The organism is Bacillus sp. MBGLi79 (assembly GCF_002953915.1).
The window spans coordinates 3120584-3147377 of the sequence record NZ_CP026521.1 but is presented as its reverse complement, the minus strand read 5'-3'; the positions used below and the strand labels follow the sequence as shown (position 1 = coordinate 3147377).

The window sequence follows — 26794 nt, the reverse complement described above, 5'->3', positions numbered from 1 at the left end:
TCAAGAATCATTTTCTTTTGCTCTGCCGGTAAAAGAAAAAGTGAGACAAGATTAAGGGGTGAAAGAATGTTTAAATTTAACGAGGAAAAAGGACAATTGAAATGCTCGTTCTGTGGAAAAACACAAGATCAGGTTCGTAAGCTTGTAGCTGGGCCTGGTGTATATATATGTGACGAATGTATCGAACTCTGCACTGAAATTGTAGAGGAAGAACTCGGAACAGAAGAAGAAGTAGAATTTAAAGACGTACCAAAGCCTCAGGAAATTCGTGAAATCTTGAATGAATATGTCATCGGCCAAGATCAAGCGAAGAAATCACTTGCTGTTGCTGTGTATAACCACTATAAGCGCATTAACTCCAACAGCAAAGTCGATGATGTTGAGCTTTCCAAAAGTAATATTTCATTAATCGGGCCTACAGGAAGCGGTAAAACCCTTCTGGCGCAAACGTTGGCTCGCATTTTAAATGTGCCGTTTGCGATTGCAGACGCTACATCTTTGACTGAAGCTGGATACGTGGGTGAAGATGTAGAGAATATTCTCTTGAAACTCATCCAAGCTGCTGATTATGATGTGGAAAAAGCTGAAAAAGGCATTATCTATATTGATGAAATCGATAAAGTGGCTAGAAAATCTGAAAACCCGTCTATCACACGTGACGTGTCAGGTGAGGGCGTACAGCAGGCATTGCTTAAAATTCTTGAGGGTACAGTGGCGAGCGTGCCGCCTCAAGGAGGACGTAAGCATCCTCATCAAGAATTCATTCAAATTGACACAACAAATATTTTGTTCATTTGCGGCGGAGCTTTCGATGGTATCGAACAAATCATCAAACGCCGTTTAGGCCAAAAAGTGATTGGATTCGGTGCTGACAACAAAGCTGCTGATCTTGAGAAAGAAGATCTTCTTTCAAAAGTGCTTCCTGAAGATTTGCTCCGCTTCGGGTTAATTCCTGAGTTTATCGGACGTCTTCCGGTTATTGCAAGCCTTGAAAAGCTTGACGAAGAAGCATTGGTTGCGATCTTAACAAAACCGAAAAACGCTCTTGTTAAGCAATTCAAGAAAATGCTTGAGCTTGACAACGTTGAGCTTGAGTTTGAAGAAGAAGCGCTTTCTGAAATCGCTAAAAAAGCGATTGAACGCAAGACTGGCGCACGCGGACTCCGTTCTATCATTGAAGGCATCATGCTTGATGTGATGTTTGAGCTGCCTTCTCGTGATGACATTGAAAAATGTGTGATTACCGGGGCAACTGTGACACACGGAGAGCCTCCTCGCCTCTTATTAAAAGACGGCACTGAGGTTAGCCAAGATAAAACATCTGCATAAAGATAAACACAAACCTCCTGAATGAATCATTCAGGAGGTTTTTTGCATGTAAACTCTTCCGGAAAAACGTTTATTCCCGCCTCCTATGGGAGATACTAGCAATCAGAGGAATGAATTGGATACATAAATTGTTTTTCAGGAGGGACCACCATGAGTTGGACAGGGATCGCGTTATTTATTCAGCTGTTTTTTGGGATCATCATTGGTTTGTATTTTTGGAATTTGCTTAAAAATCAAAGGACACAAAAGGTCACGATAGATAAAGAATCAAAGAAGGAAATGGAGCAGCTTCGGAAAATGCGCGCTATTAGCTTGTCCGAGCCATTATCTGAGAAGGTCCGCCCCAAAAGCTTTCAAGATATTGTCGGACAGGAAGACGGTATTAAAGCATTAAAGGCGGCTTTGTGCGGACCGAATCCTCAGCATGTCATTGTCTATGGACCGCCGGGAGTTGGAAAAACGGCTGCTGCGCGGCTTGTGTTGGAAGAAGCAAAAAAACATAAACAATCACCGTTTAAAGAGCAAGCTGTTTTTGTGGAACTCGATGCGACAACAGCCCGTTTTGATGAAAGAGGAATTGCCGATCCGCTCATCGGCTCTGTCCATGACCCGATATACCAAGGGGCCGGTGCAATGGGGCAGGCTGGGATACCGCAGCCGAAGCAGGGAGCTGTCACTCATGCCCATGGCGGTGTGCTGTTTATTGATGAAATAGGGGAGCTGCATCCTATTCAAATGAATAAAATGCTGAAGGTGCTTGAGGACAGAAAAGTCTTTTTAGACAGTGCGTATTACAGTGAGGAAAATACACAAATTCCGAATCACATTCATGATATTTTTCAAAATGGGCTGCCGGCTGATTTCCGCTTGATTGGCGCGACCACGAGAATGCCAAACGAAATTCCGCCAGCTATCCGGTCCCGCTGTTTGGAGGTTTTTTTCCGCGAGCTTGAAAAGGACGAACTGAAAACTGTTGCCAAAACAGCAGCGGATAAAATTGAAAAAAATATCTCTGAAGAAGGCCTCGATCTGCTGACCAGCTATACGAGGAACGGACGGGAAGCTGTCAATATGATTCAAATCGCAGCGGGGATGGCTGTTACGGAGAATCGGAAAGACATTACCATTGAGGATATTGAATGGGTCATCCACTCTAGTCAGCTTACACCGAAGCATGAGCAAAAAATCGGTGTTGAACCGCAGGTCGGCATTGTAAATGGACTTGCAGTCTATGGGCCTAACAGCGGGTCGCTTCTGGAAATCGAAGTAAGTGTAACCGCGGCTCAAGATAAAGGATCAATTAATATCACAGGAATTGCTGAAGAAGAAAGCATCGGCAGCCAATCAAAATCAATCAGGCGAAAAAGCATGGCGAAGGGTTCGGTTGAAAATGTGTTAACCGTGCTCCGGACAATGGGAATGAAGCCGTCTGATTATGATATTCACATCAATTTCCCAGGAGGGGTTCCGATTGATGGGCCGTCAGCAGGCATCGCGATGGCGGCGGGGATTTTCTCGGCGATACACAAAATTCCTATTGACAATACCGTTGCGATGACAGGCGAAATCAGCTTGAACGGCCTTGTGAAACCTATCGGAGGCGTTATACCGAAAATAAAAGCGGCCAAGCAGTCCGGTGCGAAAAAGGTGATTATTCCATATGAAAATCAGCAGGCGATCTTAAAGCAGATTGACGAAATCGAGATTGTTGCAGTGAAGACGTTCCAAGAAGTGCTTGATGAAATTTTAGTGAATCCGCCAACGGAACAAAAACCGTTCCATATTGAAATTAATAAAGAATCCGTTTAAACCCTATTTTTATAATAGGGTTTTTTTCATGAAGGACATCTTTTCCTTTTTCATATCAGAAAGAAAGGGTATACTACGAGGAGACTGCTTTATAGAAAATGGAACCATGCCGTTTATTGTACAAGGATGAAAAAGTTGTATTATAATGGTTCATACTAAAGTCACGGAGGTGTCAGTCACATGGCAGAAGAATTAAAACGCAGCATCCCGCTCCTCCCTTTAAGAGGTTTATTAGTGTACCCGACGATGGTTTTGCATTTAGATGTAGGACGTGACAAGTCGGTTCAGGCTCTTGAACAGGCAATGATGCATGATCATATGATATTTTTAGCCACTCAGCAGGATATTTCGATAGACGAACCTGGTGAAGACGAGATTTTCACTGTCGGCACCTATACAAAAATTAAGCAAATGCTGAAGCTTCCGAACGGTACGATTCGTGTGTTGGTGGAGGGTCTCAAGCGCGCCCAAATCGTTAATTATAATGAACACGAGGAATACACGTCGGTTGACATTCAACTCATTCATGAAGATGATTCAAAAGATACAGAAGACGAAGCGTTGATGCGGACTTTGCTAGACCACTTTGATCAGTACATAAAAATTTCTAAAAAAATCTCGGCCGAAACGTACGCCGCGGTTACTGATATCGAAGAGCCGGGGAGAATGGCAGACATCGTTGCTTCTCATCTGCCCCTTAAACTAAAGGATAAGCAGGATATTTTAGAAACGGCAGATGTCAAAGACAGGCTGAACAAGGTCATTGATTTTATTAATAATGAAAAAGAAGTGCTGGAGATTGAGAAAAAAATCGGCCAGCGTGTCAAACGTTCAATGGAACGTACGCAGAAGGAATACTATTTGCGTGAACAGATGAAGGCGATCCAAAAAGAGCTTGGCGATAAAGAAGGCAAAACTGGCGAAGTTCAGACGCTGACTGAAAAAATTGAAGAAGCAGGCATGCCTGATCATGTGAAGGAAACAGCCCTTAAGGAATTGAACCGATATGAAAAAATTCCGTCAAGTTCTGCGGAAAGCTCCGTCATCCGCAGCTATATCGACTGGCTGATTGCTCTCCCGTGGACGGATGAAACAGATGATAAGCTTGATTTGAAAGAAGCAGGACGTCTCTTGGACGAAGAGCATCACGGACTTGAAAAAGTAAAAGAACGTATTTTAGAATATTTGGCTGTCCAGAAGCTGACAAAATCCCTGAAAGGCCCGATCCTCTGTTTGGCAGGACCTCCAGGTGTCGGAAAGACGTCTTTAGCCAAATCAATTGCAAAAAGCTTGGGACGGAAATTCGTCAGAATCTCACTCGGAGGAGTACGGGATGAATCAGAGATCCGCGGACACAGACGAACCTATGTCGGAGCAATGCCAGGACGGATTATTCAGGGGATGAAAAAAGCCGGCAAGCTGAACCCAGTTTTCTTATTAGATGAAATTGACAAAATGTCATCTGATTTTAGAGGAGATCCGTCATCTGCTATGCTTGAAGTGCTTGATCCAGAGCAAAACAGCAGCTTCAGTGATCACTATATTGAAGAAACCTTTGATTTATCAAAAGTGCTGTTTATCGCAACGGCGAACAATTTGGCTACAATTCCAGGGCCGCTCAGAGATAGAATGGAAATTATTAATATCGCAGGCTACACAGAAATAGAAAAACTCGAAATCGTAAAGGATCACTTGCTTCCAAAGCAGATCAAAGAACACGGGCTGAAGAAAAGCAACTTGCAGCTGCGTGATCAGGCGATTCTTGATATTATTCGTTACTATACGAGGGAAGCGGGTGTAAGAAGCCTTGAACGCCAGCTTGCCGCAATTTGCCGAAAAGCTGCAAAAGCCATTGTTGCTGAAGAGCGAAAACGGATTACGGTTACTGAGAAGAACCTTCAAGATTTTATCGGAAAACGCATTTTCAGATATGGACAAGCTGAAACAGAGGATCAAGTTGGTGTAGTGACAGGGCTTGCCTATACAACCGTTGGCGGAGATACGCTTTCGATTGAAGTATCGCTTTCACCGGGAAAAGGGAAATTAATCCTGACTGGAAAGCTCGGTGATGTAATGAGAGAGTCAGCTCAGGCAGCATTCAGCTATGTGCGATCCAAAACAGAAGAACTTGGCATTGAACCTGACTTTCATGAGAAGTATGATATTCATATACATGTACCAGAGGGTGCGGTGCCTAAAGATGGTCCGTCAGCCGGCATTACGATGGCAACAGCACTTGTTTCTGCTTTAACGGGGCGGGCAGTTTCTCGTGAAGTCGGCATGACTGGGGAAATTACGCTTCGCGGGCGCGTGCTGCCAATCGGCGGACTGAAGGAAAAAGCGCTTGGCGCACATAGAGCGGGATTGAAGACCATTATTGCGCCTAAAGAGAATGAAAAAGATATAGAGGATATTCCTGAAAGCGTCAGAGAGGGGCTGACATTTATATTGGCATCCCACCTAGACGAAGTTTTGGAACATGCCTTAGTAGGAGAGAAGAAATGAAAGTCACAAAGTCAGAAATCGTGATCAGTGCAGTAAAACCGGAACAGTACCCTGAAGGAGGGCTACCGGAAATTGCATTGGCCGGAAGATCAAACGTAGGAAAATCGTCTTTTATCAATTCATTAATCAATCGCAAAAATCTTGCGAGAACATCGTCAAAGCCTGGAAAAACACAAACGCTTAATTTCTATATTATCAATGATGAGCTGCATTTTGTGGATGTGCCGGGGTACGGTTTTGCCAAAGTGTCAAAGTCTGAGCGTGAAGCTTGGGGCAGAATGATTGAAACCTATATCACGACACGCGAGGAATTAAAAGCAGTGGTACAGATCGTTGATTTGCGGCATGCGCCGTCCAATGATGATGTACAGATGTATGAATTCTTAAAGTATTACGGCATTCCTGTTATTATTATCGCTACAAAGGCGGATAAGATCCCGAAAGGAAAATGGGACAAACACGCGAAGGTTGTCCGACAAACATTAAATATTGATCCGGAAGACGAGCTGATTCTCTTTTCCTCAGAAACGAAAAAGGGGAAAGACGAAGCTTGGGGAGCGATCAAAAAAATGATAAACCGGTAGAGAATCCTCTACCGGTTTTATTTATCGTATAGATTTTTTCCGTTTTATCAATAATAACAATAAACTGATTCCAATAAAGACAAACGGCCAATACTCCTTCAGAAGTGCTGTTGGAATATGCGCAGACTCAAGCCACGCCATAATTTGTTTGAAAAAGTACAAAAACAGGGAAAAACAAATCATCGACACAGCCTCATATACATATTCTTTTTTTTGAACGGTTGAAACGAGTAGTGAGAAGCCGATCATAAAGAGAAGCATTTCAAAATCATCCGGCCACCATACCCATTTCGGCTTGGCAAAAAAGTGTAAACCGATCCCGAAGAGAAGCAAACCGATAAAGAAATGGGGTGCAACGGCTTCTTTTTTTCCTTGATATACAAAGGCTGCGCCTAACAGCATGAGGAGAACAGGCCATTGATCCTGTCCTGAAAACAGTTCCGCTTGGCCGCTTTCAAGCCAAGCATATAAAGAAGCGGCAAGCAGCAGACAAGGGAATAAAATTGATTTTTGTTTCATGCATATCACCTTCTTGTTTTTTAGAGCTGATGTGTAGTAAATTTCTGCTGTTTTTGGTATTGTCAATAGGAATGCTTCTTTTCCATGAAGCTTTTTCTAATATAGCATAAGAATTTTAAAATCTGTTCACATTTTGTGAAAGAATCTATGTTATAATTATTATAAATAATGAGTTCTATGTTAGAATAATTATAAATTAAGATTGGGTGTTGGGGGTGTAATTAAAGCGATGCATATACTTGTTGTGGGAGTAGATTATAAATCCGCCCCTATTGAGATACGTGAAAAAGTAAGTTTTCAGCCGAATGAGCTGGCAGACGCAATGGTGCAGCTGAAAGAAGAGAAAAGCATTCTGGAAAACATCATTGTCTCCACCTGCAACCGCACTGAAATTTATGCGGTAGTCGACCAGCTCCATACCGGCCGTTATTATATAAAAAAGTTCTTAGCTGATTGGTTTCAATTAAGCAAAGAAGAGCTGTCACCGTTCTTAACATTTTATGAGAGCGATGCAGCTGTTGAGCATTTATTTCGTGTAGCCTGCGGACTGGATTCGATGGTGATTGGTGAAACGCAGATTCTCGGACAGGTACGCGACAGCTTTAAAACAGCTCAGCAAGAAAAAACGATCGGGACTATTTTTAATGAGCTGTTTAAGCAGGCTGTTACAGTGGGCAAACGGACTCACGCCGAAACAGACATTGGCTCAAATGCGGTGTCTGTAAGCTATGCTGCAGTTGAACTTGCTAAAAAAATCTTCGGAAATCTCTCAAGCAAGCACATATTGATTCTCGGTGCGGGAAAAATGGGCGAGCTTGCTGCAGAAAACCTGCACGGACAAGGAATCGGCAAGGTCACTGTCATTAACCGAACATACTTGAAAGCGAAAGAGCTTGCTGACCGTTTCTCCGGTGAAGCGAGAAGCTTGAATCAGCTTGAAAGCGCGCTTGCGGAGGCTGATATTTTAATCAGTTCAACCGGTGCAAGTGAATTTGTCGTGTCCAAAGAGATGATGGAAAACGCGAATAAGCTTCGCAAGGGACGTCCGCTGTTTATGGTGGACATTGCTGTGCCTAGAGATCTTGATCCGGCGCTGAATGATCTTGAAGGTGTTTTTCTTTATGATATCGACGATCTGGAAGGCATTGTAGAAGCGAACATGAAAGAGCGGAGAGAAACCGCTGAAAAAGTTGAACTGTTAATTGAAGAAACCATTGTCGAATTTAAACAATGGATGAATACACTTGGTGTTGTGCCGGTTATTTCTGCATTGCGCGAAAAGGCGCTTGCCATCCAGTCAGAAACGATGGACAGCATCGAGCGTAAGCTGCCTCACTTAAGCACAAGAGAGAAAAAACTGTTGAACAAACACACCAAAAGTATCATTAACCAAATGCTGCGCGATCCGATTTTAAAGGTGAAAGAGCTTGCAGCAGATGCTGATTCTGAAGAAAAGCTCTCGTTGTTTATGCAGATTTTTGATATTGAAGAAGCTGCGGGACGTCAAATGATGAAAACCCTTGAAAGCAGCCAGAAGGTCCACTCTTTTAAAAAGGCTGAATCAAAAGCGGGCTTTAGCCCACTTGTAAGTGAGTGAAAGCTGAATGATTGATACTGCAATGGCAAGACTTAATGAGGGGACAATCGTCATTTACGCGTTAAGTGTACTCTTTTATTTTATAGATTTTCTTCAACACAACCGGAAGGCTGGAAAAATGGCCTTCTGGTTGCTTTCTATTGTCTGGACTCTGCAAACCGTGTATTTGGCCTATTTTATGTGGGTGACGGGGCGGTTTCCGGTATTAAATGTGACGGAGGCGCTTTATTTTTATGCCTGGGTGCTTGTCACGCTGTCACTTGTATTGACAAAGCTTTTACGTGTTGACTTTATTGTGTTTTTTACAAATGTTATAGGATTTTCTATGATCGCCATTCACACATTTTCACCGTCAGAGCAGCAGTCAGCGGCTTTTTCCGGGCAGCTTGTATCCGAGCTTTTGGTGATTCATATTACAATGGCGATTCTTTCATACGGCGCTTTTTCCCTTTCTTTCGTTTTTTCTGTGTTGTACATGTTTCAATATCATCTGCTGAAAAAGAAAAAGTGGGGAAAATGGCTGTTGAGAATAGAAGATTTATCAAAGCTTGATTATATGGCGTATGTTTTAAATGTGATCGGCGTTCCGATGCTGCTGCTGAGTTTGATTCTCGGCGTTATTTGGGCATATGTCTCTCTAGAAACGCTGTATTGGTTTGACGCCAAAGTGCTTGGTTCGTTTGTCGTCCTGCTGCTGTACAGCTATTATCTTTATATCAGGCTGATTAAAGAGCTGCAAGGAAAGGTCGCTGCACTGTGGAATACGGCTTGTTTTCTCGTGCTGATGATCAATTATTTCCTGCTTGGAAGCCTGTCGCAATTCCATTGGTTCAGTTAAATGATGTCCCAAGCAGATTCGGGAGGAAAGAAATGATGAGAACGATTAAAGTAGGTTCCAGACGAAGCAAACTCGCTATGACTCAAACAAAATGGGTTATCCAAAAACTGAAGGAAATCAGCCCTTCGTTTGCTTTTGAAATTAAAGAGATCGTGACAAAGGGTGACCGGATTGTTGATGTCACACTCTCAAAAGTGGGTGGAAAAGGGCTGTTTGTCAAAGAAATTGAACAAGCGCTTTTAAACGAAGAAATTGATATGGCAGTGCACAGCATGAAGGACATGCCTGCTGTTTTGCCTGAAGGCCTTGTGATCGGCTGTATTCCTGAACGGGAAGATCCTCGTGATGCCCTTATTTCAAAGAATCGCGTAAAGCTTTCAGAAATGAAGGAAGGCGCTGTCATTGGCACAAGCAGTTTAAGAAGAAGCGCACAGCTTTTGATTGAGCGGCCTGACCTTACAATTAAATGGATTAGAGGGAATATAGATACGAGACTTCAAAAGCTTGAAACAGAGGATTATGACGCGATTATTTTAGCCGCTGCCGGCCTTTCCAGAATGGGGTGGAAGCAGGATGTCGTAACCGAATTCCTTGAGCCTGAGCGTTGTTTGCCTGCAGTGGGGCAAGGAGCACTGGCGATTGAGTGCCGAGAATCGGATGAAGAGCTGTTAGCGTTGTTTTCTCAGTTTACAGATGAATATACAAAACGGACTGTTTTGGCAGAACGTGCTTTTTTAAATGCGATGGAGGGCGGCTGCCAGGTTCCGATCGCAGGCTACTCTGTGTTAAACGGGCAGGATGAAATTGAAATGACAGGGCTTGTCGCTTCTCCTGACGGCAAAATCATTTTTAAAGAAACCGTCATCGGAAACGATCCGGAGGAAGTAGGAAAGCGTTGTGCCGCTCTTATGGCTGACAAAGGAGCAAAAGATTTAATTGATCGTGTAAAACGGGAGCTTGATGAGGATGGAAAATGATTTTCCCCTGAAAGGAAAAACAGTGCTTGTCACCCGGAATAAAGCACAGGCAACATCATTTCAGCACAAAGTGGAGGCGCTTGGCGGAAAAGCGGTTTTGACCTCTTTGATTACGTTTCGCCCCGCTTTGCCGAATGATGTTGCGGAACAGGTGAGAGAGGATCTTGCCGCGCCAGGCTGGCTTGTTTTTACAAGCGTGAATGGGGCAGACTTCTTTTTTTCTTATCTGAAGGAAAATCAGCTTATTCTCCCTGCACATAAAAAAATTGCGGCCGTCGGTGAAAAAACCGCCCGCCGTTTAAAAACGCATAACGTATCGGTTGATGTGATGCCGCAGGACTATATTGCTGAACAATTGGCTGCCGCTCTTAAGCAGCATGCTGAACCGGGAGAGCGGATTACCGTGATGAAGGGGAATTTGTCACGTGATGTGATAAAACAAGAGCTTGTTCCGCTCGGTTTTGAAGTGAAGGAATGGGTTCTCTACGAAACGATTCCGGACGAAGAAGGCATCAAGGCACTGAAGAAGGCTGCGGGTCAATATTCCTTTGACTATGTAACATTTACGAGTTCATCAACCGTACATACGTTTATGCATGTCTTGGGAGAAGAATTAAAAAAGTGGAAGGCGAATGAGACTGCCTGTATCACCATCGGACCTTTAACAAGGGACGCCCTTCTGACGTATGGCATTACATCGTATACACCAGATACATTTACAATAGATGGCATGCTTGAGTTAATGTGCAGCATGTCTAGAGAGGAAGAGAGAATATGAGTCAATCATTTAATAGACACCGCCGCCTGCGGACATCAAATGCAATGAGAGAGATGGTAAAGGAAACACGTTTGCATCCATCCGATTTTATCTATCCGATTTTTGTCGTTGAAGGGCTTGAAGGCAAAAAAGCTGTTCCGTCAATGCCTGATGTTTATCATGTATCATTAGATCTATTGAAGGATGAAGTAGCTGAGCTGGTCAAACTGGGAATTCAATCTGTTATCGTGTTCGGCATCCCGGAAGAAAAGGATGATTGCGGAACTCAAGCGTACCATGATCATGGTATCGTTCAAAAAGCCATCACGGAAATTAAAAAACACTTCCCTGAAATGGTGGTTGTCGCTGACACGTGCTTATGCGAATATACAGACCACGGCCATTGCGGACTTGTCAAAGACGGGGTCATCCTCAATGATGAATCGCTTGAGCTTTTAGCGCAGACAGCTGTCAGCCAAGCGAAGGCAGGTGCGGATATCATTGCGCCATCAAACATGATGGACGGATTTGTTACAGTGATCAGAGAAGCGCTCGATAAAGAAGGATTCGTCAATATTCCAATCATGTCTTACGCTGTAAAATATTCAAGTGAGTTTTACGGTCCGTTCCGTGACGCAGCAAACAGCACACCGCAATTTGGTGACCGCAAAACATATCAGATGGATCCTGCCAACCGTATGGAGGCACTCCGCGAAGCACAATCAGATGTCGAGGAAGGCGCGGACTTTTTGATTGTCAAACCTTCGCTTTCATATATGGATATCATGCGTGACGTGAAAAATGAGTTTACTTTGCCGCTCGTCGCTTATAATGTAAGCGGAGAGTATTCAATGGTGAAGGCTGCAGCGCAGAACGGCTGGATCAAGGAAAAAGAAATTGTGTTGGAAATTTTGACAAGCATGAAGCGCGCGGGTGCGGACCTGATTATTACGTATCATGCGAAAGACGCAGCGAAATGGCTTGCGGAGTAATTTTATTCAGTTGACAGGAGTTGAGGCAGATGAGAAGCTATGAAAAATCAAAATCGGCTTTTAAAGAAGCGCAAAAACTCATGCCGGGTGGTGTGAACAGTCCCGTTCGCGCATTTAAATCAGTAGACATGGACCCGATTTTTATGGAGCGCGGAAAAGGTTCGAAAATCTTTGATATTGACGGGAATGAATATATTGACTACGTCTTGTCATGGGGGCCTTTAATTTTAGGACATACGAATGACCGCGTTGTTGAAAGCCTTAAAAAAGTGGCTGAATACGGGACAAGCTTCGGTGCTCCGACAGAAGTGGAAAATGAACTGGCAAAGCTCGTTATTGATCGTGTGCCATCTGTAGAAATTGTACGTATGGTCAGCTCCGGAACGGAGGCTACAATGAGCGCCCTCCGTTTGGCAAGGGGCTATACGGGCCGCAACAAGATTCTAAAATTTGAGGGCTGCTACCACGGACACGGCGATTCCCTCTTGATTAAAGCAGGTTCAGGTGTAGCCACTCTCGGTCTGCCTGACAGCCCTGGTGTGCCTGAAGGCATTGCAAAAAATACCATCACCGTTCCGTACAATGATTTAGAAAGTGTAAAGCTTGCTTTCCAGCAATTCGGTGAAGACATTGCGGGAGTCATCGTAGAGCCGGTTGCCGGAAATATGGGCGTTGTTCCGCCGCAAGAAGGCTTCCTGCAGGGTCTGCGTGATATCACTGAGCAATATGGCTCCCTGCTGATTTTTGATGAAGTGATGACAGGCTTCCGGGTCGACTATAACTGCGCTCAAGGCTACTTCGGCGTAGCGCCTGACCTGACTTGTTTAGGAAAAGTAATCGGGGGCGGACTTCCTGTTGGCGCTTATGGCGGAAAGGCAGAAATCATGGAGCAGATCGCTCCGAGCGGTCCGATCTATCAAGCGGGTACATTGTCAGGCAACCCGCTTGCGATGACGGCTGGATTAGAGACATTGAAGCAGTTGACACCTGAATCCTACAAGAATTTCATCAAAAAAGGCGACAGGCTGGAAGAAGGAATTTCAAAAGCCGCCGAGGCACATGGCATTCCGCATACCTTTAACCGTGCAGGTTCCATGATTGGTTTCTTCTTTACAAACGAACCTGTCATCAATTATGAAACAGCGAAATCATCAGATTTGAAGCTGTTTGCAAGCTATTATAAAGGGATGGCAAATGAAGGGATATTCCTTCCGCCATCACAATTCGAAGGACTGTTTCTCTCAACGGCCCATACTGATGAAGATATTGAAAACACAATCCAGGCAGCTGAGAACGTATTTGCTGAAATCAGCCGCAGATAAGAGTAAAAACCGGCATCAAGGACTCCTTGTGCCGGTTTTTTCGTGTGCTCCCACTCATATTTTCTCCAGTTCATACATACACCTTTAGTGACATCTAATTTTAAGGATTAGATGAAAGGAGGATATGAACTTGCCGCAAAATCATCGATTGCAATTTTCTGTAGAAGAATCGATCTGTTTCCAAAAAGGACAGGAAGTTTCTGAACTGCTTTCAATTTCATTAGATCCTGATATCAGGGTTCAGGAAGTAAATGATTATGTATCAATCAGAGGATCGCTTGAACTTACAGGTGAGTACAACATAGATCAAAACAAACATACCGAAGAGATGTATACAGATAAGCGGTTTGTTGAGCAAGTCAGAAAGAGAGAGGATGGAAGTGCGGAACTGGCTCACTGTTTTCCTGTGGATATTACCATTCCAAAAAATAAAGTGAGCCATTTACAGGATGTCTTTGTTTTTATTGACGCATTTGACTATCAATTAACGAATTCGCGCATTTTAACAATTCAAGCTGATTTAGCGATCGAAGGTCTTTTGGATGATACGCAAGACAAAGAACCGGAGATACCTTTATATGAAGCTCCTGAGGCGTTCAGGGAGGAAGAGCTTTCAGAGCCGCCGGCACATAATGTAGAAGAACCAGGTGCATCATCGGCAGAGAAAGCAGTTCTTCAGGATGAACCGCCAGAACTTTTTGTCTCAAAAGCAGGGCTCCGTGAAGAACTGGAGACAGAAAAAGCAGAATCTGAGCCGCCTGAATCGGTTGCTTCAGAACCAGAGGCCAGAGAAGATGGAAAAGAGGAAGACGAGGCTGAAGAGCCTGCAGTGATGGAAGCAGAGGTTCGTACAGAATCGGAGCCAGAACCTGCTGCTTCAGAAATAGAGATTCAAGAGATCGTTAAAGCAAAAAAAGAAACGGCAGAGCCGGCAGCTGCAGCAGATGTTCGTGAAAAAGCAGACTCTCCAGCGGAGGATGAGCTTCGTGAACACGCTGGCGCAGAAGAATCGCCTGCATTGGAAGCTGAACTTCATTCAGAGACTGTGGTCAAAGAGGAAAAAGCAGAAACATCTATTCATGAATACGCATTGCGTCAAGAGGCTCAAAATGAAGAAGAGCCTCAATCGGATCAGGCTGGTACGGCGCTTTGTCAAGAAGAGCCGGAACCGGATGGAGCTTTGGAGAATGTACCAGAGGCCGCTCTCTCCATAGAAGAAAACAGAGAGAAAAAAACAGCTTCAGCAGTATATGCGGAGAGTGACAAAGCCGATTTGCATTTCCATTTCAATCAAAAAACAGGCTCAGAGGAGGATCAAGAAGAATCGCCTGAACCGGCCTATCGTACCTTCCTGCCCGAACAAGAAGAGGAGGATTCTTTTTATTCAGCGCCTAAGCTGCTGGAGGAGGAAGAACAAGAGGAAGAAAGCTTCGAAATTGAAGTGAGAAAAACACCACCGGCTGAAGAGCCTATGGAAGAAACACCTTTTCAATCCTTCCAGCTGCCTGAATCCTCTGAGACTGAAAGGAAGGAAACGAATGCTGTTCCTAGGGTTTCCCCTGCTGCTGAAACGAAGGAACCTCAAACAAAGGAAAGTGATAATTCTCTTTATCTAACGAAACTTTTTACAAGAGAAGAGGATGAGTTTTCGAGAATGAAAATCTGCATTGTGCAGCAGGAAGATACGATCGAACGTTTATGCGAACGGTATGAAATTACATCCCAGCAGCTGATCAGGATGAATTCTTTAGCCTTGGATGATGAATTAAAAGCAGGGCAGATTCTCTATATTCCTCAATATAAAAATAGCCATGCATAAACCGTAAGCGATCGGAAAATGTGGTGAATGAAATGGAAGATACCCAATCGGTTCTTCAGGAATACGGACTGACTGCTCAATTTATTGAGCCTGTCAGTCCTCTTGTTTGGAAGGTGTATACAGACTACGGCGTATTCGCCCTGAAAAAGTTGAAAGAGGGTCGCGGCAGGCAATTTACAGATCATATGGTGGCGATTGAGGAAAAAGGTTTTCGTTCTTTTGTTCCTGTATACAGAACAAATAGCGGTGAGTTTTTCTCAGCAGGCAGGCAATACGGAGATACCTACTATTTAATGCCTTGGCTCCAATTTGACCAAGAAGAAGAACGTGATCAGAAACATGCTTATTTATTTAGAGAGACAGCCCGCCTTCACGAAAGAACCATGCAGGAACTAAAGGTTAGGCGTGATGAGATTGAACGGTATTACGATCAAACGAAAAAAAAGTGGGAACATGATAAGATCTTCTATGAACAGTTTGTGGATAGAGCAGAGAAGGAGTGGTACCTTTCTCCTTTTGAACTTCAGGCCATCACCTATTTTTCAGAAACCATTTCCGCGGTGAACTTTGCGCTGGAGCGGCTGGAGGACTGGTATGAGTCGGCAAAAGAAAAGGATGTTTCAAGGGTTGTAATGAACCACGGCAGCCTGTCTATACACCATTTTCTATATAATGATACCGGGACGGGATATTTTACAAACTTCGAAAGAGCTTCTGTCGGCCCGCCGCAAAACGACCTGCTCGGCTTTTTTACAAAAATGTTCAGAGGCTTTCCGAAAGCTTGTCCGGAATGCGTCGAATGGTTTTATGGATACACGAAATCATTTCCTTTACGTGAAGCGGAAGTCAGTCTATTTCTCAGCTATATGGCTTATCCGCAAGCCATGTACAAGGTGCTGAACGGTTATCAAGCCGGGAAAAGACAGCATGAAAAAGAGGAATGTACACAATTATTAAAGGCGTATTGGCAAATGAAAAATATAGAGCCGTTTGTAATGAAAATTCATCAGATTGAACAAGAGAAAAAATTTCAGGCTGAAAACGAGTCCACGTCTTAATGGCGCGGACTTGTTTGTTTATATCCATTCTAAATGAAGGGCGCAAGCTAAAAAGATTAGGATTGCGAGCAGCAAAACATCAAAGGTTGTCGGAAAGAAAATGGTTCTGATTCCTTGAAAAATCGTAATGGGAATAATCACTTGTGCGGATACAAGCCGAATTTGCCTGACCCATGGCGGCAGCGAATAAGAGCTGAAACGTTTCTTCACAGTGCATCCTCCTCTACGCATTTACAAGCATCATATGTAAACTTGGGCAATAGGTGCCTGCCTATCTGTATAGAAAGCGGTGTTTTTGGAAAAGATGATTGACGAATCAAAAACACTTTTACTATAATAAAGAACATAAATAATGTATACAATGAGCTGATAAATACACCTGCTTAGAACGGGAAGAGTACAAAAAAGGCGCATGCAGAGAGAGAAGCCGTTTGCTGAAAGGCTTCTTATGCTGTCTGATTGGAAGGTCGCCCGGGAGCATAATTTCTTGAAGGAAGAGTAGAGAAATTCGGGAAACACCCGTTATCCGTTATAAGTGCATGAACTGATAGAGTTCATGAAAAAAGGTGGTACCGCGAAAGAGTTTTTCGTCCTTTTACAGGGATGAAGAGCTCTTTTTTCGTTCTCAGCCATTTTTAAACATGCTGGAGGGTTATGATGGAAACGAATGAACAAACAATGCCGACGAAATATGATCCGGCAGCGGTCGAAAAAGACCGATATGATTTTTGGCTAAAAGGAAAATTTTTTGAAGCGGGCAGTGACCAGGCAAAAGAGCCATACTCTGTTGTCATCCCGCCGCCAAACGTAACTGGAAGACTACACCTTGGCCACGCATGGGATACAACGCTGCAAGACATTGTAACAAGAATGAAGCGCATGCAAGGCTATGATGTGCTGTGGCTGCCTGGCATGGACCACGCCGGCATCGCGACACAGGCTAAAGTGGAGGCGAAACTTCGTGAAGAAGGCAAATCCCGCTACGATTTAGGCCGTGAAAAATTCCTCGAAGAAACGTGGAAGTGGAAGGAAGAGTATGCTGACTTTATTCGCAGCCAGTGGGCGAAATTAGGTCTTGGCCTTGATTATTCCCGGGAACGTTTTACGCTGGATGAGGGTTTAAGCAAAGCGGTACGGGAAGTATTCGTTAAGCTTTATGAAAAAGGCCTGATCTACAGAGGCGAATATATTATTAACTGGGACCCAGCGACAAAGACAGCCCTATCCGACATTGAGGTGATTTACAAGGATGTTCAAGGCGCGTTCTATCATATGAGCTATCCACTTGCTGATGGGACAGGTTCAATTGAAATTGCGACGACACGTCCTGAAACGATGCTCGGTGATACAGCAGTTGCTGTTCACCCTGAAGACGAGCGCTATAAACACCTTATCGGAAAAACGGTGATACTGCCGATTGTAAATCGTGAAATTCCGATTGTCGGTGATGACTATGTTGATATGGAATTTGGTTCAGGTGCGGTGAAAATTACGCCTGCTCATGATCCGAACGACTTCGAGCTTGGCAACCGCCACAATTTAGAACGCATTCTTGTCATGAATGAAGACGGCACGATGAATGAAAATGCATTGCAATATCAAGGTATGGATCGTTTTGAATGCCGCAAAAAGCTCGTGAAAGATTTACAGGAAGCGGGAGTTCTCTTTAAAATCGAGGATCATATGCATTCTGTCGGCCATAGTGAACGAAGCGGGGCTGTTGTGGAGCCTTATCTTTCTACACAATGGTTCGTGCGCATGCAGCCGCTTGCTGATGCAGCGATTGAGCTGCAAAAGAAAGAAGAAAAAGTCAATTTTGTGCCTGACCGTTTTGAAAAAACGTATTTACACTGGATGGAAAACATTCGCGACTGGTGTATCTCCCGTCAGTTATGGTGGGGGCATCGTATTCCTGCCTGGTATCATAAAGAAACAGGAGAGCTATATGTCGGGCTTGAGGCGCCGGAGGATAGCGAAAATTGGGAACAGGATACAGACGTGCTGGATACATGGTTCAGTTCTGCGCTATGGCCTTTCTCCACAATGGGCTGGCCTGATGTAACAGCTGAAGACTTTAAACGCTACTATCCGACAGACGTTCTCGTGACAGGATATGACATCATTTTCTTCTGGGTGTCACGCATGATTTTCCAAGGCATTGAATTTACAAACGAGCGCCCGTTCAAGGATGTTTTAATTCATGGCTTAATCCGTGACGAGCAAGGCCGGAAAATGAGTAAATCTCTTGGCAACGGTGTCGATCCGATGGATGTCATTGACAAGTACGGAGCTGATTCTCTGCGTTATTTCCTTGCGACTGGAAGCTCTCCTGGCCAGGATCTGCGCTTCAGCTATGAAAAAGTGGAATCGACATGGAATTTTGCCAATAAAATTTGGAACGCCTCTCGTTTTGCATTAATGAACATGGATGGCATAACGTACGATGAGCTTGATCTGTCAGGCGAAAAATCAGTCGCTGACAAGTGGATTTTAACGCGATTAAATGAAACGATCGAGCACGTGACCCAGCTTGCTGACCGATATGAATTTGGTGAAGTCGGACGCCATTTATATAACTTTATTTGGGATGATTTCTGTGACTGGTATATTGAAATGGCGAAGCTTCCGCTTTATGGAGAAGACGAAGCGGCTAAGAAAACTACCCGCTCCATCCTTGCTTACGTGCTTGATCAAACGATGCGTCTGCTCCATCCGTTTATGCCATTCTTAACGGAGGAAATTTGGCAGCACCTTCCTCACCAAGGGGAATCGATTACAGTAAGTCAATGGCCTGTTGTCGTGCCGGAGCATACTGATACGGAAGCGGCAGCTGACATGAAGCTTCTTGTTGAGCTGATCCGTTCTGTGCGTAATATCCGCAGTGAAGTCAATACGCCAATGAGCAAGCAGGTTGAACTGTATATTAAAACAAGCACAGACGAAATAGCAGCCCGCCTCGAAGCGAACCGTTCATATGTTGAACGCTTTACGAATCCGAGCGTTCTTAAAATCGGCACGGATATCGAGGCTGTTGATAAAGCGATGACGGCCGTTGTCTCAGGAGCAGAGGTTATTCTTCCGCTTGAAGGCTTAATTAATATTGATGAAGAAATTGCCCGTCTGCAAAAAGAATTCGATAAGCTGACGAAAGAAGTCGAGCGCGTCCAAAAGAAACTTGGAAATGAAGGATTTATGAAAAAAGCGCCTGCACACGTAATTGATGAAGAACGTGAAAAAGAAAAAGATTATGTGGCAAAGCGTGACGCTGTTCAAAAACGAATGGCTGAGCTGAAGGGCTAATGAAAAGCCGGGGCGGTTTCTAGAGAAACCGCCTTGTCTTATAAAAGAGGGGATTATCATTGTTTACTGCATATCAAGAAGCGCGCAGCTGGATTCACGGGCGGCTGAAATTCGGGGTGAAACCCGGGCTTGGCCGAATGGAGCAGCTGATGGCGCGTTTAGGACATCCTGAAAAAAAAATCCGCGCGCTCCACGTCGCAGGAACAAACGGTAAAGGATCAACTGTCGCTTTTATCCGTTCTATGCTGCAGGAAGCCGGATATACGGTAGGAACGTTTACATCGCCTTATATCATTACGTTTAATGAACGGATCAGCGTAAACGGGACACCGATTACAGATGAGGAATGGACAGCACTCGTTAATCAAATGAAACCGTACGTTGAAGCCCTTGATCAAACGGAACACGGACAGCTGACAGAATTTGAAATTATGACGGCCTGTGCATTTTTATATTTTGCAGAATTTCATAAGGTAGATTTTGTTATTTTTGAAACAGGTTTGGGCGGCAGATTCGATTCTACGAATGTAGTAGAGCCGCTTTTAACTGTGATCACAAGCATCGGACACGATCATATGAATATTTTGGGAAACACCATTGAAGAAATTGCAGGAGAAAAGGCCGGTATTATTAAAGAAGGTATTCCAATCGTTACAGCAGTTACCCAGGCGGAAGCTTTACAGGTCATCCGCCATGAAGCTGAACAGCATGCTGCGCCATTCCAGTCATTACTTGATACCTGTGCTATTTTCAATGAAAAGGCTCTGCCTGCAGGAGAACAGTTTTCATTCAAAACGGGCGAAAAATGCTATGAAGATATTCGGACATCCTTGATTGGCACCCACCAAAGACAAAATGCTGCTTTATCCATTTTGGCTGCGGAGTGGCTCAATAAGGAGAATATTGCCCATATCAGTGATGAAGCATTAAGAAGCGGGCTTGTGAAGGCTGCTTGGCCCGGACGGTTAGAGCTTGTTCAAGAAGATCCTCCGGTTTACTTAGACGGTGCGCATAACGAAGAAGGTGTTGAAAAGCTGGCGGAAACGATGAAGCAGCGTTTCGCCAATTCACGCATTTCTGTGGTGTTTAGCGCATTAAAGGACAAACCGTATCAGAACATGATTAAAAGACTGGAAACCATAGCTGATGAGATTCATTTTGCTTCTTTTGATTTTCCCCGTGCTTCTCTTGCAAAAGATCTCTATGATGCAAGTGAAATCAGCCATAAAAGCTGGAGTGAAGATCCAGACGATGTGATCAATTTCATAGAAAGCAAAAAGGGCTCACATGAAATCGTGCTGATTACCGGATCTCTTTATTTTATTTCTGACATTCGCAAACGGTTGAAATAAACGCGTCCGGCTCCGGCAGAATCGAAAAAAGATTCTGCCGGCTTTTTTATGTGTAAAATTGCATAATCCCGATTGGAGTTCAGGTTTCTCATTTTGCTACAATCCATACCATAACTCAGTGAGTAAAGGTGTGTTGTCTATGCTATTCATTCTTTTTATCTTCGGGCTTATCCTTGGTTCTTTTTACTATACGGCCGGGCGCCGTATCCCCTTACATCTATCTATTATCGCGCCCCGTTCATCATGCTCGTTTTGCCGGCGGGCTTTGACCCCTGCAGAATTAATTCCCATCCTGTCATTCCTATTTCAAAAAGGTAAATGTAAAAGCTGCGGGCATAGGATTTCTTTTATGTATCCCGCGGCAGAGCTTGTGACAGCGTGTTTATTTGCCGCCGCAGGAATACGCTTTGGCATGTCGCTGGAATTGTTAACCGCTGTCGTGTTTCTCTCTCTTCTCATTATTGTTGCAGTGACAGATCTTCATTATATGCTGATTCCAAATCGAATATTGATTTTCTTTCTTCCCTTTTTGGCGGCCGTGAGATTGATTTCTCCGCTTGATTCCTGGTATGCAGGCCTGTTAGGTGCTGCAGCCGGATTTCTATTTCTGGCTTTAATTGCCGCAATCACTCATGGGGGAGTAGGGGGAGGAGATATTAAATTATTTGCGGTGATTGGCTTTGTGCTTGGTGTGAAGATGCTGGCGGCTGCCTTTTTCTTTTCTGTTTTGATAGGCGCATTGTACGGGTCGGCAGCTGTTCTGACTGGTAGACTCGCCAAAAAGCAGCCGCTTCCCTTTGCCCCTGCAATAGCGGCAGGGAGTATTTTAACCTATTTATATGGGAACTCTATCATTTCGTTTTATATCAAAATGGCATCGGGATGACTGCTGAAAAATTTGACGAACGTTTTTTGGACAAGACGACAAAAGTCTTGTTCTTTTTTTTTTCGCCTGTGCTAAAGTGTGTAGCATGAAAAGCCGACAAGAACGGTCAAGCAAATGAAGGGAGGAAGCGGAATTGAAAAAAAGAAAGAATAAAAAAAACAGTAAAGCCGCAGAAAAAGCCCTCAAGGTGACGATTAATGGAAAAGAAGAGACAGTTTACGAACAAGAGACGCAAGATACAGAGGCGGATAAAAGCATGACATTTTCAAATTGGGAGGAAAAAAGAAAGGCAGAACAAGAGGTTGCGGCATCCCAGGAACATCCTGATGAAGATGAATTTAATTGGGATTCCGAGGAGGACAAGGTGTTTAAAGAGGACCCTAAAGTTGTTCCTCCTTATCAAAAGAAAAAATCAAAGTCTTATGCAAAAGGAAAGACCGGGACTGCCAAACCAGTAAAAAGAGTGGCTGCGACGATTGCCTTCGCGGCTGTCATTGGCACTGGGTTAGGGCTATTCGCGTTAAGCATGTCGGGGAATAAAGAAGCGTCAGCACCGGCCTCTTTAGAGGATTCTCTAGGCAGCCAAACGGCAAAAGCCGGAGATGCTTCTGCTGATAAACAAACCTCAGGCACAGAAAAACAAGCGGCACAAACTGAAGGTACATACAAAACATACGCTGTGCAAGCCGGGAAATTTTCAAATGAAAAGGGTGCCGAAACGTTAACAAAACAATTGACCGAAAAAGGTTATTCCGCCGTGTCACTGTCAAAGGATGACGGGTATACGTATGTTATTGCAGGCTTAGCAAGTGAAAAGGATGTCTCACAGCAGTTAGGACAGCTTTTAATCGACAGTGATTTTGAAGCTTGGGGAGGTAAGGAGCTTTCTTTATCAATAGAGTCGGATATGACCGATTCTTTTAAGGAAACAGCGGAGCTTGCGACAAAGGCGATTCTCGGAGAAGACTTTACAAAAGCGAGTGTAGAAAAAATAGAAAAGTCGCTTGGTGAAACAAAAGCGTCAGAAACAGGAGAGAAAAAAGCGATTCTGCAGGCATTAAAGGAGTTAGAGGAGCCAAGTGCTGCAGCCGGATGGAAGGCTCAGCAGCAGCTGTTAGCCGTCGTTAAATAAGAGAAAATGCGTGAGCCTTCGTCCTTTAGTGACAGGCTTTTTTTATTTTGTCATGAAAAAGTTATTTTTCTGAAATTGTGACAAGCCCCGTGATTTGGTAGGATAAACGAGTATCTTTTTTTCTTAAACAAACCCTGAAAGGATGACGAACATGACAAAACCGCTAATACTTGCATCACAATCTCCGCGCAGGAAAGAACTCCTCGATCTTCTCCAGCTGCCCTATTCCATTATTGTCAGTGAAGTAGAAGAAAAATTAAATCGAAACCTTTCACCAGAAGAAAACGTCCAATGGTTGGCAAAACAAAAAGCTAAGGCTGTTGCTGATCTCCACCCGCATGCAATTGTTATCGGTGCTGATACAATGGTATGCCTTGACAGCGAATGCCTCGGAAAACCGCAGGATCAAGAAGAAGCTGCTTCCATGCTGCGGAGGCTTTCAGGCCGAAGTCACTCAGTAATAACCGCGGTCAGCATTCAAGCTGAAAATCACAGCGAGACTTTTTATGATAAGACAGAAGTTGCGTTTTGGCCCCTCAGTGAAGAAGAGATTTGGACGTATATTGAAACAAAAGAGCCGATGGATAAAGCAGGTGCATACGGCATCCAAGGAAGAGGCGCGCTTTTTGTAAAGAAAATAGACGGAGATTATTATTCAGTCATGGGCCTTCCTATATCAAAAACAATGAGAGCTCTACGTCATTTTGATATAAAGGCATGATGATTTTATAAACGGGAAGGGAAAGAAAAGGAGTGCTTGGTCATACACGATCTGCCATTAAAACTCAGAGATTTCCCAACGAAAGAAAAGCCAAGAGAACGGCTCCTGAAAGTCGGAGCCGAGAACTTAGCGAATCATGAACTTTTGGCTATATTATTGCGGACAGGGACTAAACACGAATCTGTTTTGGAGCTGTCAAACCGGCTGCTGCGCTCTTTTGACGGGCTGCGTCTGCTGAAGGAAGCATCGGTTGAAGAGCTGTCAAGCATCCCGGGAATCGGTATGGTAAAAGCGATTCAAATACTGGCAGCAGTTGAGCTCGGAAGCCGGATTCATAAATTAGCCAACGAAGAACATTTCGTCATTCGCTCCCCGGAAGACGGCGCTAATCTTGTCATGGAGGATATGCGCTTTTTAACCCAGGAGCATTTTGTCTGTTTATACTTAAATACAAAAAATCAAGTCATCCATAAACGCACCGTATTTATCGGAAGCCTGAATTCATCTATTGTCCACCCGCGAGAGGTGTTTAAAGAAGCGTTTAAACGATCTGCCGCTTCCTTTATCTGTGTTCATAATCATCCATCTGGAGATCCAACGCCGAGCAGGGAAGATATTGAAGTGACAAGACGGCTGTTTGAATGCGGAAACCTGATTGGCATCGAGCTGCTCGACCATTTGGTGATCGGGGACAAAAAATTTGTGAGTTTAAAGGAAAAAGGATATTTGTAACACTTTTTTTTTCGTCGAATTAAGCTATAATAGAGTTTATGAGTTTTTCCCTTTAGGGTATTTTTGCTTTAAGAAAGGAAGATACATACATATGTTTGGAATTGGTGCAAGAGACCTTGGTATAGATCTTGGAACTGCGAATACGCTTGTTTTTGTAAAAGGAAAAGGAATTGTTGTGAGAGAGCCGTCTGTTGTCGCTTTGCAGACGGATACGAAATCGATTGTTGCTGTCGGAAATGATGCGAAAAATATGATTGGAAGGACACCGGGCAACGTGGTGGCTCTGCGCCCGATGAAAGACGGCGTTATCGCTGATTATGAAACTACGGCGACGATGATGAAATATTACATCAATCAGGCCATAAAAAATAAAGGCATGTTTGCCAGAAAACCATATGTAATGGTATGTGTTCCATCAGGTATTACAGCTGTTGAAGAACGCGCTGTTATCGATGCGACAAGACAGGCGGGAGCGCGTGACGCGTATCCGATTGAAGAGCCATTTGCGGCAGCAATCGGAGCCAATCTGCCAGTTTGGGAACCGACTGGAAGCATGGTTGTTGATATCGGAGGCGGTACGACAGAAGTTGCGATTATTTCCCTCGGAGGCATCGTAACGTCTCAATCAATCCGCGTAGCCGGTGATGAGATGGATGACGCGATTATCAACTACATCAGAAAAACATACAACCTGATGATCGGTGACCGTACGGCTGAAGCGATTAAAATGGAAATCGGATCTGCAGAAGCTCCTGAAGAGTCCGATAACATGGAAATCCGCGGACGCGATCTGCTGACAGGTCTGCCGAAAACAATCGAAATTACAGGAAAAGAGATTTCTAACGCTCTACGCGACACTGTATCTACAATTGTTGAAGCCGTGAAGAGCACACTCGAAAAAACACCGCCTGAGCTTGCAGCAGATATCATGGACAGAGGTATAGTGTTAACCGGCGGCGGAGCGCTTCTTCGCAATTTGGACAAAGTCATTAGCGAAGAAACGAAAATGCCGGTCCTTATCGCCGAAGATCCGCTTGATTGTGTAGCGATCGGAACAGGGAAAGCACTGGAGCACATCCATCTTTTCAAAGGGAAAACTAGATAATCGGGAGTTCAATAGAAGAGGTGTAACACGATGCCGAATAAGCGGTTAATGCTATTACTTCTGTGTATTATCATATTGGTGGCTATGATTGGATTTTCGCTGAAGGGCGGCCGCAATACCACCTGGCCTGAGAAAGTGATCGGCGATACGACGGGAGTATTTCAAAATATTTTTCATACGCCTGCCGAATTTTTTGCAGGAATATTTGAGAACATCAATGATTTAAAAAACACATACAAAGAAAACGAGCGTCTGAGAGAAAAGCTTGACGGACAGACACAATATGAAGCCAAGCTTCAAGAGCTTGAAGAAGAAAACAAATCCTTGCGTGCCGAGCTTGGCCATGTCAAATCGATTAAGGATTACAAGCCGATTTTGGCAACGGTCATCGCCAGAAGCCCTGATAATTGGGCGAAACAGGTCACCATTAACAAGGGGACTCAGCAAAACGTAGCGAAAGATATGGCCGTTACGAACGAAAAAGGCGCATTAATCGGCAAGATCAAAAGTTCCGGACTGAACAATTTCACTTCAACTGTTCAGCTTTTAAGCGATACTGACCGCAATAACAGAGTCGCGACGAAAATTTCCGGAAAAAAAGGCAGCAAAGGCTACGGCTTGATCGAAGGATATGACAAAGAGAAAAAACGTCTTAAGATGACAATTATTGAGCGTAAGGATAAACAAGACGTGAAAAAAGGCGATCTTATTGAAACATCAGGCACAGGCGGTGTTTTCCCAGAAGGGCTGACAATCGGTGAGGTGACTGATATCGAGTCAGATTCCTATGGATTAACGAAGGTTGCTTATGTAAAACCTGCGGCTGACCTTACCGATTTAAATAATGTGATCGTTGTTAACCGTGACGTGCCGACTGTCGATACAGAGGAGGAAGGATCGTGAAACGTTTCCTTCTCCCTTTCGTTATGATGCTTGTTTTTTCTGCGGAAAGCATTTTTACAGATTTGGTGCATTTTCCTTTCGTTACAGACGACCAAGTGCTCGCTCCGCGTTTTTTGATGCTTGTATTGATATTTATGTCGGCTTTTATCAACCAAAAACACGCGATGATTTACGGATTTATATTTGGTTTTCTATATGACATGAACTATACAAGTCTATTAGGCGTTTACATGTTTGGTTTTGCAGGGCTATGCTATTTGGCTTCAAAAGCGTTTAAAGTGCTGCATACAAACGCATTTGTAGTGATATTGATAGCAGTTCTGGCTGTCTGTCTGCTCGAATTTTACGTATTCGGCATTCAGTCTTTGATTCATAAAGATATTATGACGTTTAACGGATTTGTGCTTGACCGGTTTATACCGACAATTTTATTGAATATTGTAGCAGCTCTTATTCTTGTTCTGCCGTTTAGATTATTTTTTATGAGTCTAAAGAAAGAATTGAGAGATGAGTAAAAAGGATTTTATCTTTTTTTGACGAAATGAGTATGTTGTTGA

The 26794-nt window shown here is 43.9% G+C and carries 23 protein-coding genes and 1 other annotated feature; of the genes, 21 read left to right on the top strand and 2 right to left on the bottom strand.

Annotated elements, in window-relative coordinates:
• Window positions 1-66: 66 nt before the first annotated feature.
• From clpX to yihA, 4 genes are all read left to right on the top strand, one after another.
• The gene (gene clpX, locus C1T29_RS16045; protein ID WP_003229613.1) at window positions 67-1329 is read left to right on the top strand and encodes an ATP-dependent protease ATP-binding subunit ClpX; all 1263 of its coding nucleotides are present in this window, start codon (window positions 67-69) and stop codon (window positions 1327-1329) included.
• Between the two features lie 150 nt (window positions 1330-1479).
• Complete coding sequence (gene lonB, locus C1T29_RS16040; RefSeq protein ID WP_095432373.1) at window positions 1480-3138, top strand: ATP-dependent protease LonB; 1659 nt, start codon at window positions 1480-1482, stop codon at window positions 3136-3138.
• Between the two features lie 180 nt (window positions 3139-3318).
• Window positions 3319-5643 carry an endopeptidase La gene (gene lon, locus C1T29_RS16035; RefSeq protein WP_071581545.1) on the top strand — a complete coding sequence of 775 codons (2325 nt, stop codon included), beginning with the start codon at window positions 3319-3321 and terminating at the stop codon, window positions 5641-5643.
• A complete protein-coding gene (yihA, locus tag C1T29_RS16030) occupies window positions 5640-6227 on the top strand; it encodes a ribosome biogenesis GTP-binding protein YihA/YsxC (protein WP_014114673.1) in 588 nt (195 codons plus the stop codon). The genes lon and yihA overlap by 4 nt, the downstream gene beginning before the upstream one ends.
• A 21-nt stretch (window positions 6228-6248) precedes the next feature.
• On the opposite strand, the gene C1T29_RS16025 is transcribed toward yihA, so the two are convergent.
• Window positions 6249-6746 (bottom strand): hypothetical protein, encoded by a 498-nt coding sequence (locus C1T29_RS16025; RefSeq protein WP_071581544.1) that lies wholly within the window; start codon window positions 6744-6746, stop codon window positions 6249-6251.
• A 229-nt stretch (window positions 6747-6975) separates the two neighbouring features.
• Between C1T29_RS16025 and hemA the strand changes: the two genes are divergently transcribed.
• The 8 genes from hemA (at window position 6976) to cotN (ending at window position 16106) form a co-directional block, all read left to right on the top strand.
• Complete coding sequence (hemA, locus tag C1T29_RS16020; protein WP_095432372.1) at window positions 6976-8343, top strand: glutamyl-tRNA reductase; 1368 nt, start codon at window positions 6976-6978, stop codon at window positions 8341-8343.
• A 7-nt stretch (window positions 8344-8350) separates the two neighbouring features.
• On the top strand, window positions 8351-9181 hold the full coding sequence (locus C1T29_RS16015; protein ID WP_071581542.1) for a cytochrome c biogenesis protein: 831 nt from the start codon (window positions 8351-8353) through the stop codon (window positions 9179-9181).
• 32 nt (window positions 9182-9213) lie between these two features.
• Window positions 9214-10158: a hydroxymethylbilane synthase gene (hemC, locus tag C1T29_RS16010; protein WP_080488113.1), complete on the top strand. Its 945-nt coding sequence runs from the start codon at window positions 9214-9216 to the stop codon at window positions 10156-10158.
• A complete protein-coding gene (hemD, locus tag C1T29_RS16005) occupies window positions 10148-10936 on the top strand; it encodes a uroporphyrinogen-III synthase (RefSeq protein ID WP_071581541.1) in 789 nt (262 codons plus the stop codon). The genes hemC and hemD overlap by 11 nt, the downstream gene beginning before the upstream one ends.
• Window positions 10933-11907, top strand: a complete 975-nt coding sequence (gene hemB, locus C1T29_RS16000; RefSeq protein WP_071581540.1) for a porphobilinogen synthase — start codon at window positions 10933-10935, stop codon at window positions 11905-11907. The genes hemD and hemB overlap by 4 nt, the downstream gene beginning before the upstream one ends.
• Before the next feature lie 29 nt (window positions 11908-11936).
• Window positions 11937-13229 (top strand): glutamate-1-semialdehyde 2,1-aminomutase, encoded by a 1293-nt coding sequence (gene hemL / locus C1T29_RS15995; protein ID WP_071581539.1) that lies wholly within the window; start codon window positions 11937-11939, stop codon window positions 13227-13229.
• A 130-nt stretch (window positions 13230-13359) separates the two neighbouring features.
• Window positions 13360-15048, top strand: coding sequence for a LysM peptidoglycan-binding domain-containing protein (locus C1T29_RS15990; RefSeq protein ID WP_103749935.1), 1689 nt, complete (start codon window positions 13360-13362; stop codon window positions 15046-15048).
• 32 nt (window positions 15049-15080) lie between these two features.
• Window positions 15081-16106 carry a spore coat protein CotN gene (gene cotN, locus C1T29_RS15985; protein WP_040082261.1) on the top strand — a complete coding sequence of 342 codons (1026 nt, stop codon included), beginning with the start codon at window positions 15081-15083 and terminating at the stop codon, window positions 16104-16106.
• 18 nt (window positions 16107-16124) lie between these two features.
• Here cotN and C1T29_RS15980 read toward each other — a convergent pair whose 3' ends face one another.
• A complete protein-coding gene (locus C1T29_RS15980; RefSeq protein ID WP_003222590.1) occupies window positions 16125-16316 on the bottom strand; it encodes a hypothetical protein in 192 nt (63 codons plus the stop codon).
• A gap of 165 nt (window positions 16317-16481) precedes the next feature.
• Window positions 16482-16704 (top strand) — a binding site (T-box leader).
• Window positions 16705-16763: 59 nt separating this feature from the next.
• On the opposite strand from C1T29_RS15980, the gene valS reads away from it, so the two are divergent.
• The 9 genes from valS to mreD all read left to right on the top strand — a co-directional run bounded on the left by valS (window position 16764) and on the right by mreD (window position 26752).
• Window positions 16764-19406, top strand: coding sequence for a valine--tRNA ligase (valS, locus tag C1T29_RS15975; protein ID WP_103749936.1), 2643 nt, complete (start codon window positions 16764-16766; stop codon window positions 19404-19406).
• A gap of 59 nt (window positions 19407-19465) precedes the next feature.
• On the top strand, window positions 19466-20758 hold the full coding sequence (locus C1T29_RS15970; protein WP_103749937.1) for a bifunctional folylpolyglutamate synthase/dihydrofolate synthase: 1293 nt from the start codon (window positions 19466-19468) through the stop codon (window positions 20756-20758).
• A 139-nt stretch (window positions 20759-20897) separates the two neighbouring features.
• Window positions 20898-21644 (top strand): prepilin peptidase, encoded by a 747-nt coding sequence (locus tag C1T29_RS15965; protein ID WP_103749938.1) that lies wholly within the window; start codon window positions 20898-20900, stop codon window positions 21642-21644.
• Window positions 21645-21777: 133 nt separating this feature from the next.
• Complete coding sequence (locus C1T29_RS15960) at window positions 21778-22776, top strand: SPOR domain-containing protein (protein ID WP_095432363.1); 999 nt, start codon at window positions 21778-21780, stop codon at window positions 22774-22776.
• 151 nt (window positions 22777-22927) lie between these two features.
• Window positions 22928-23497, top strand: a complete 570-nt coding sequence (locus C1T29_RS15955) for a Maf family nucleotide pyrophosphatase (RefSeq protein WP_040082267.1) — start codon at window positions 22928-22930, stop codon at window positions 23495-23497.
• Between the two features lie 36 nt (window positions 23498-23533).
• On the top strand, window positions 23534-24229 hold the full coding sequence (gene radC / locus C1T29_RS15950; protein ID WP_014664850.1) for a RadC family protein: 696 nt from the start codon (window positions 23534-23536) through the stop codon (window positions 24227-24229).
• Between the two features lie 91 nt (window positions 24230-24320).
• Entirely contained in the window at window positions 24321-25334 is a 1014-nt protein-coding gene (mreB, locus tag C1T29_RS15945; RefSeq protein WP_003229650.1) for a cell shape-determining protein MreB, read from the top strand.
• A 30-nt stretch (window positions 25335-25364) separates the two neighbouring features.
• Window positions 25365-26237 (top strand): rod shape-determining protein MreC, encoded by an 873-nt coding sequence (gene mreC, locus C1T29_RS15940; protein ID WP_040082268.1) that lies wholly within the window; start codon window positions 25365-25367, stop codon window positions 26235-26237.
• Window positions 26234-26752 (top strand): rod shape-determining protein MreD, encoded by a 519-nt coding sequence (gene mreD, locus C1T29_RS15935; RefSeq protein ID WP_014664848.1) that lies wholly within the window; start codon window positions 26234-26236, stop codon window positions 26750-26752. Before mreC ends, mreD begins: the two co-directional genes overlap by 4 nt.
• Window positions 26753-26794 lie beyond the last annotated feature (42 nt).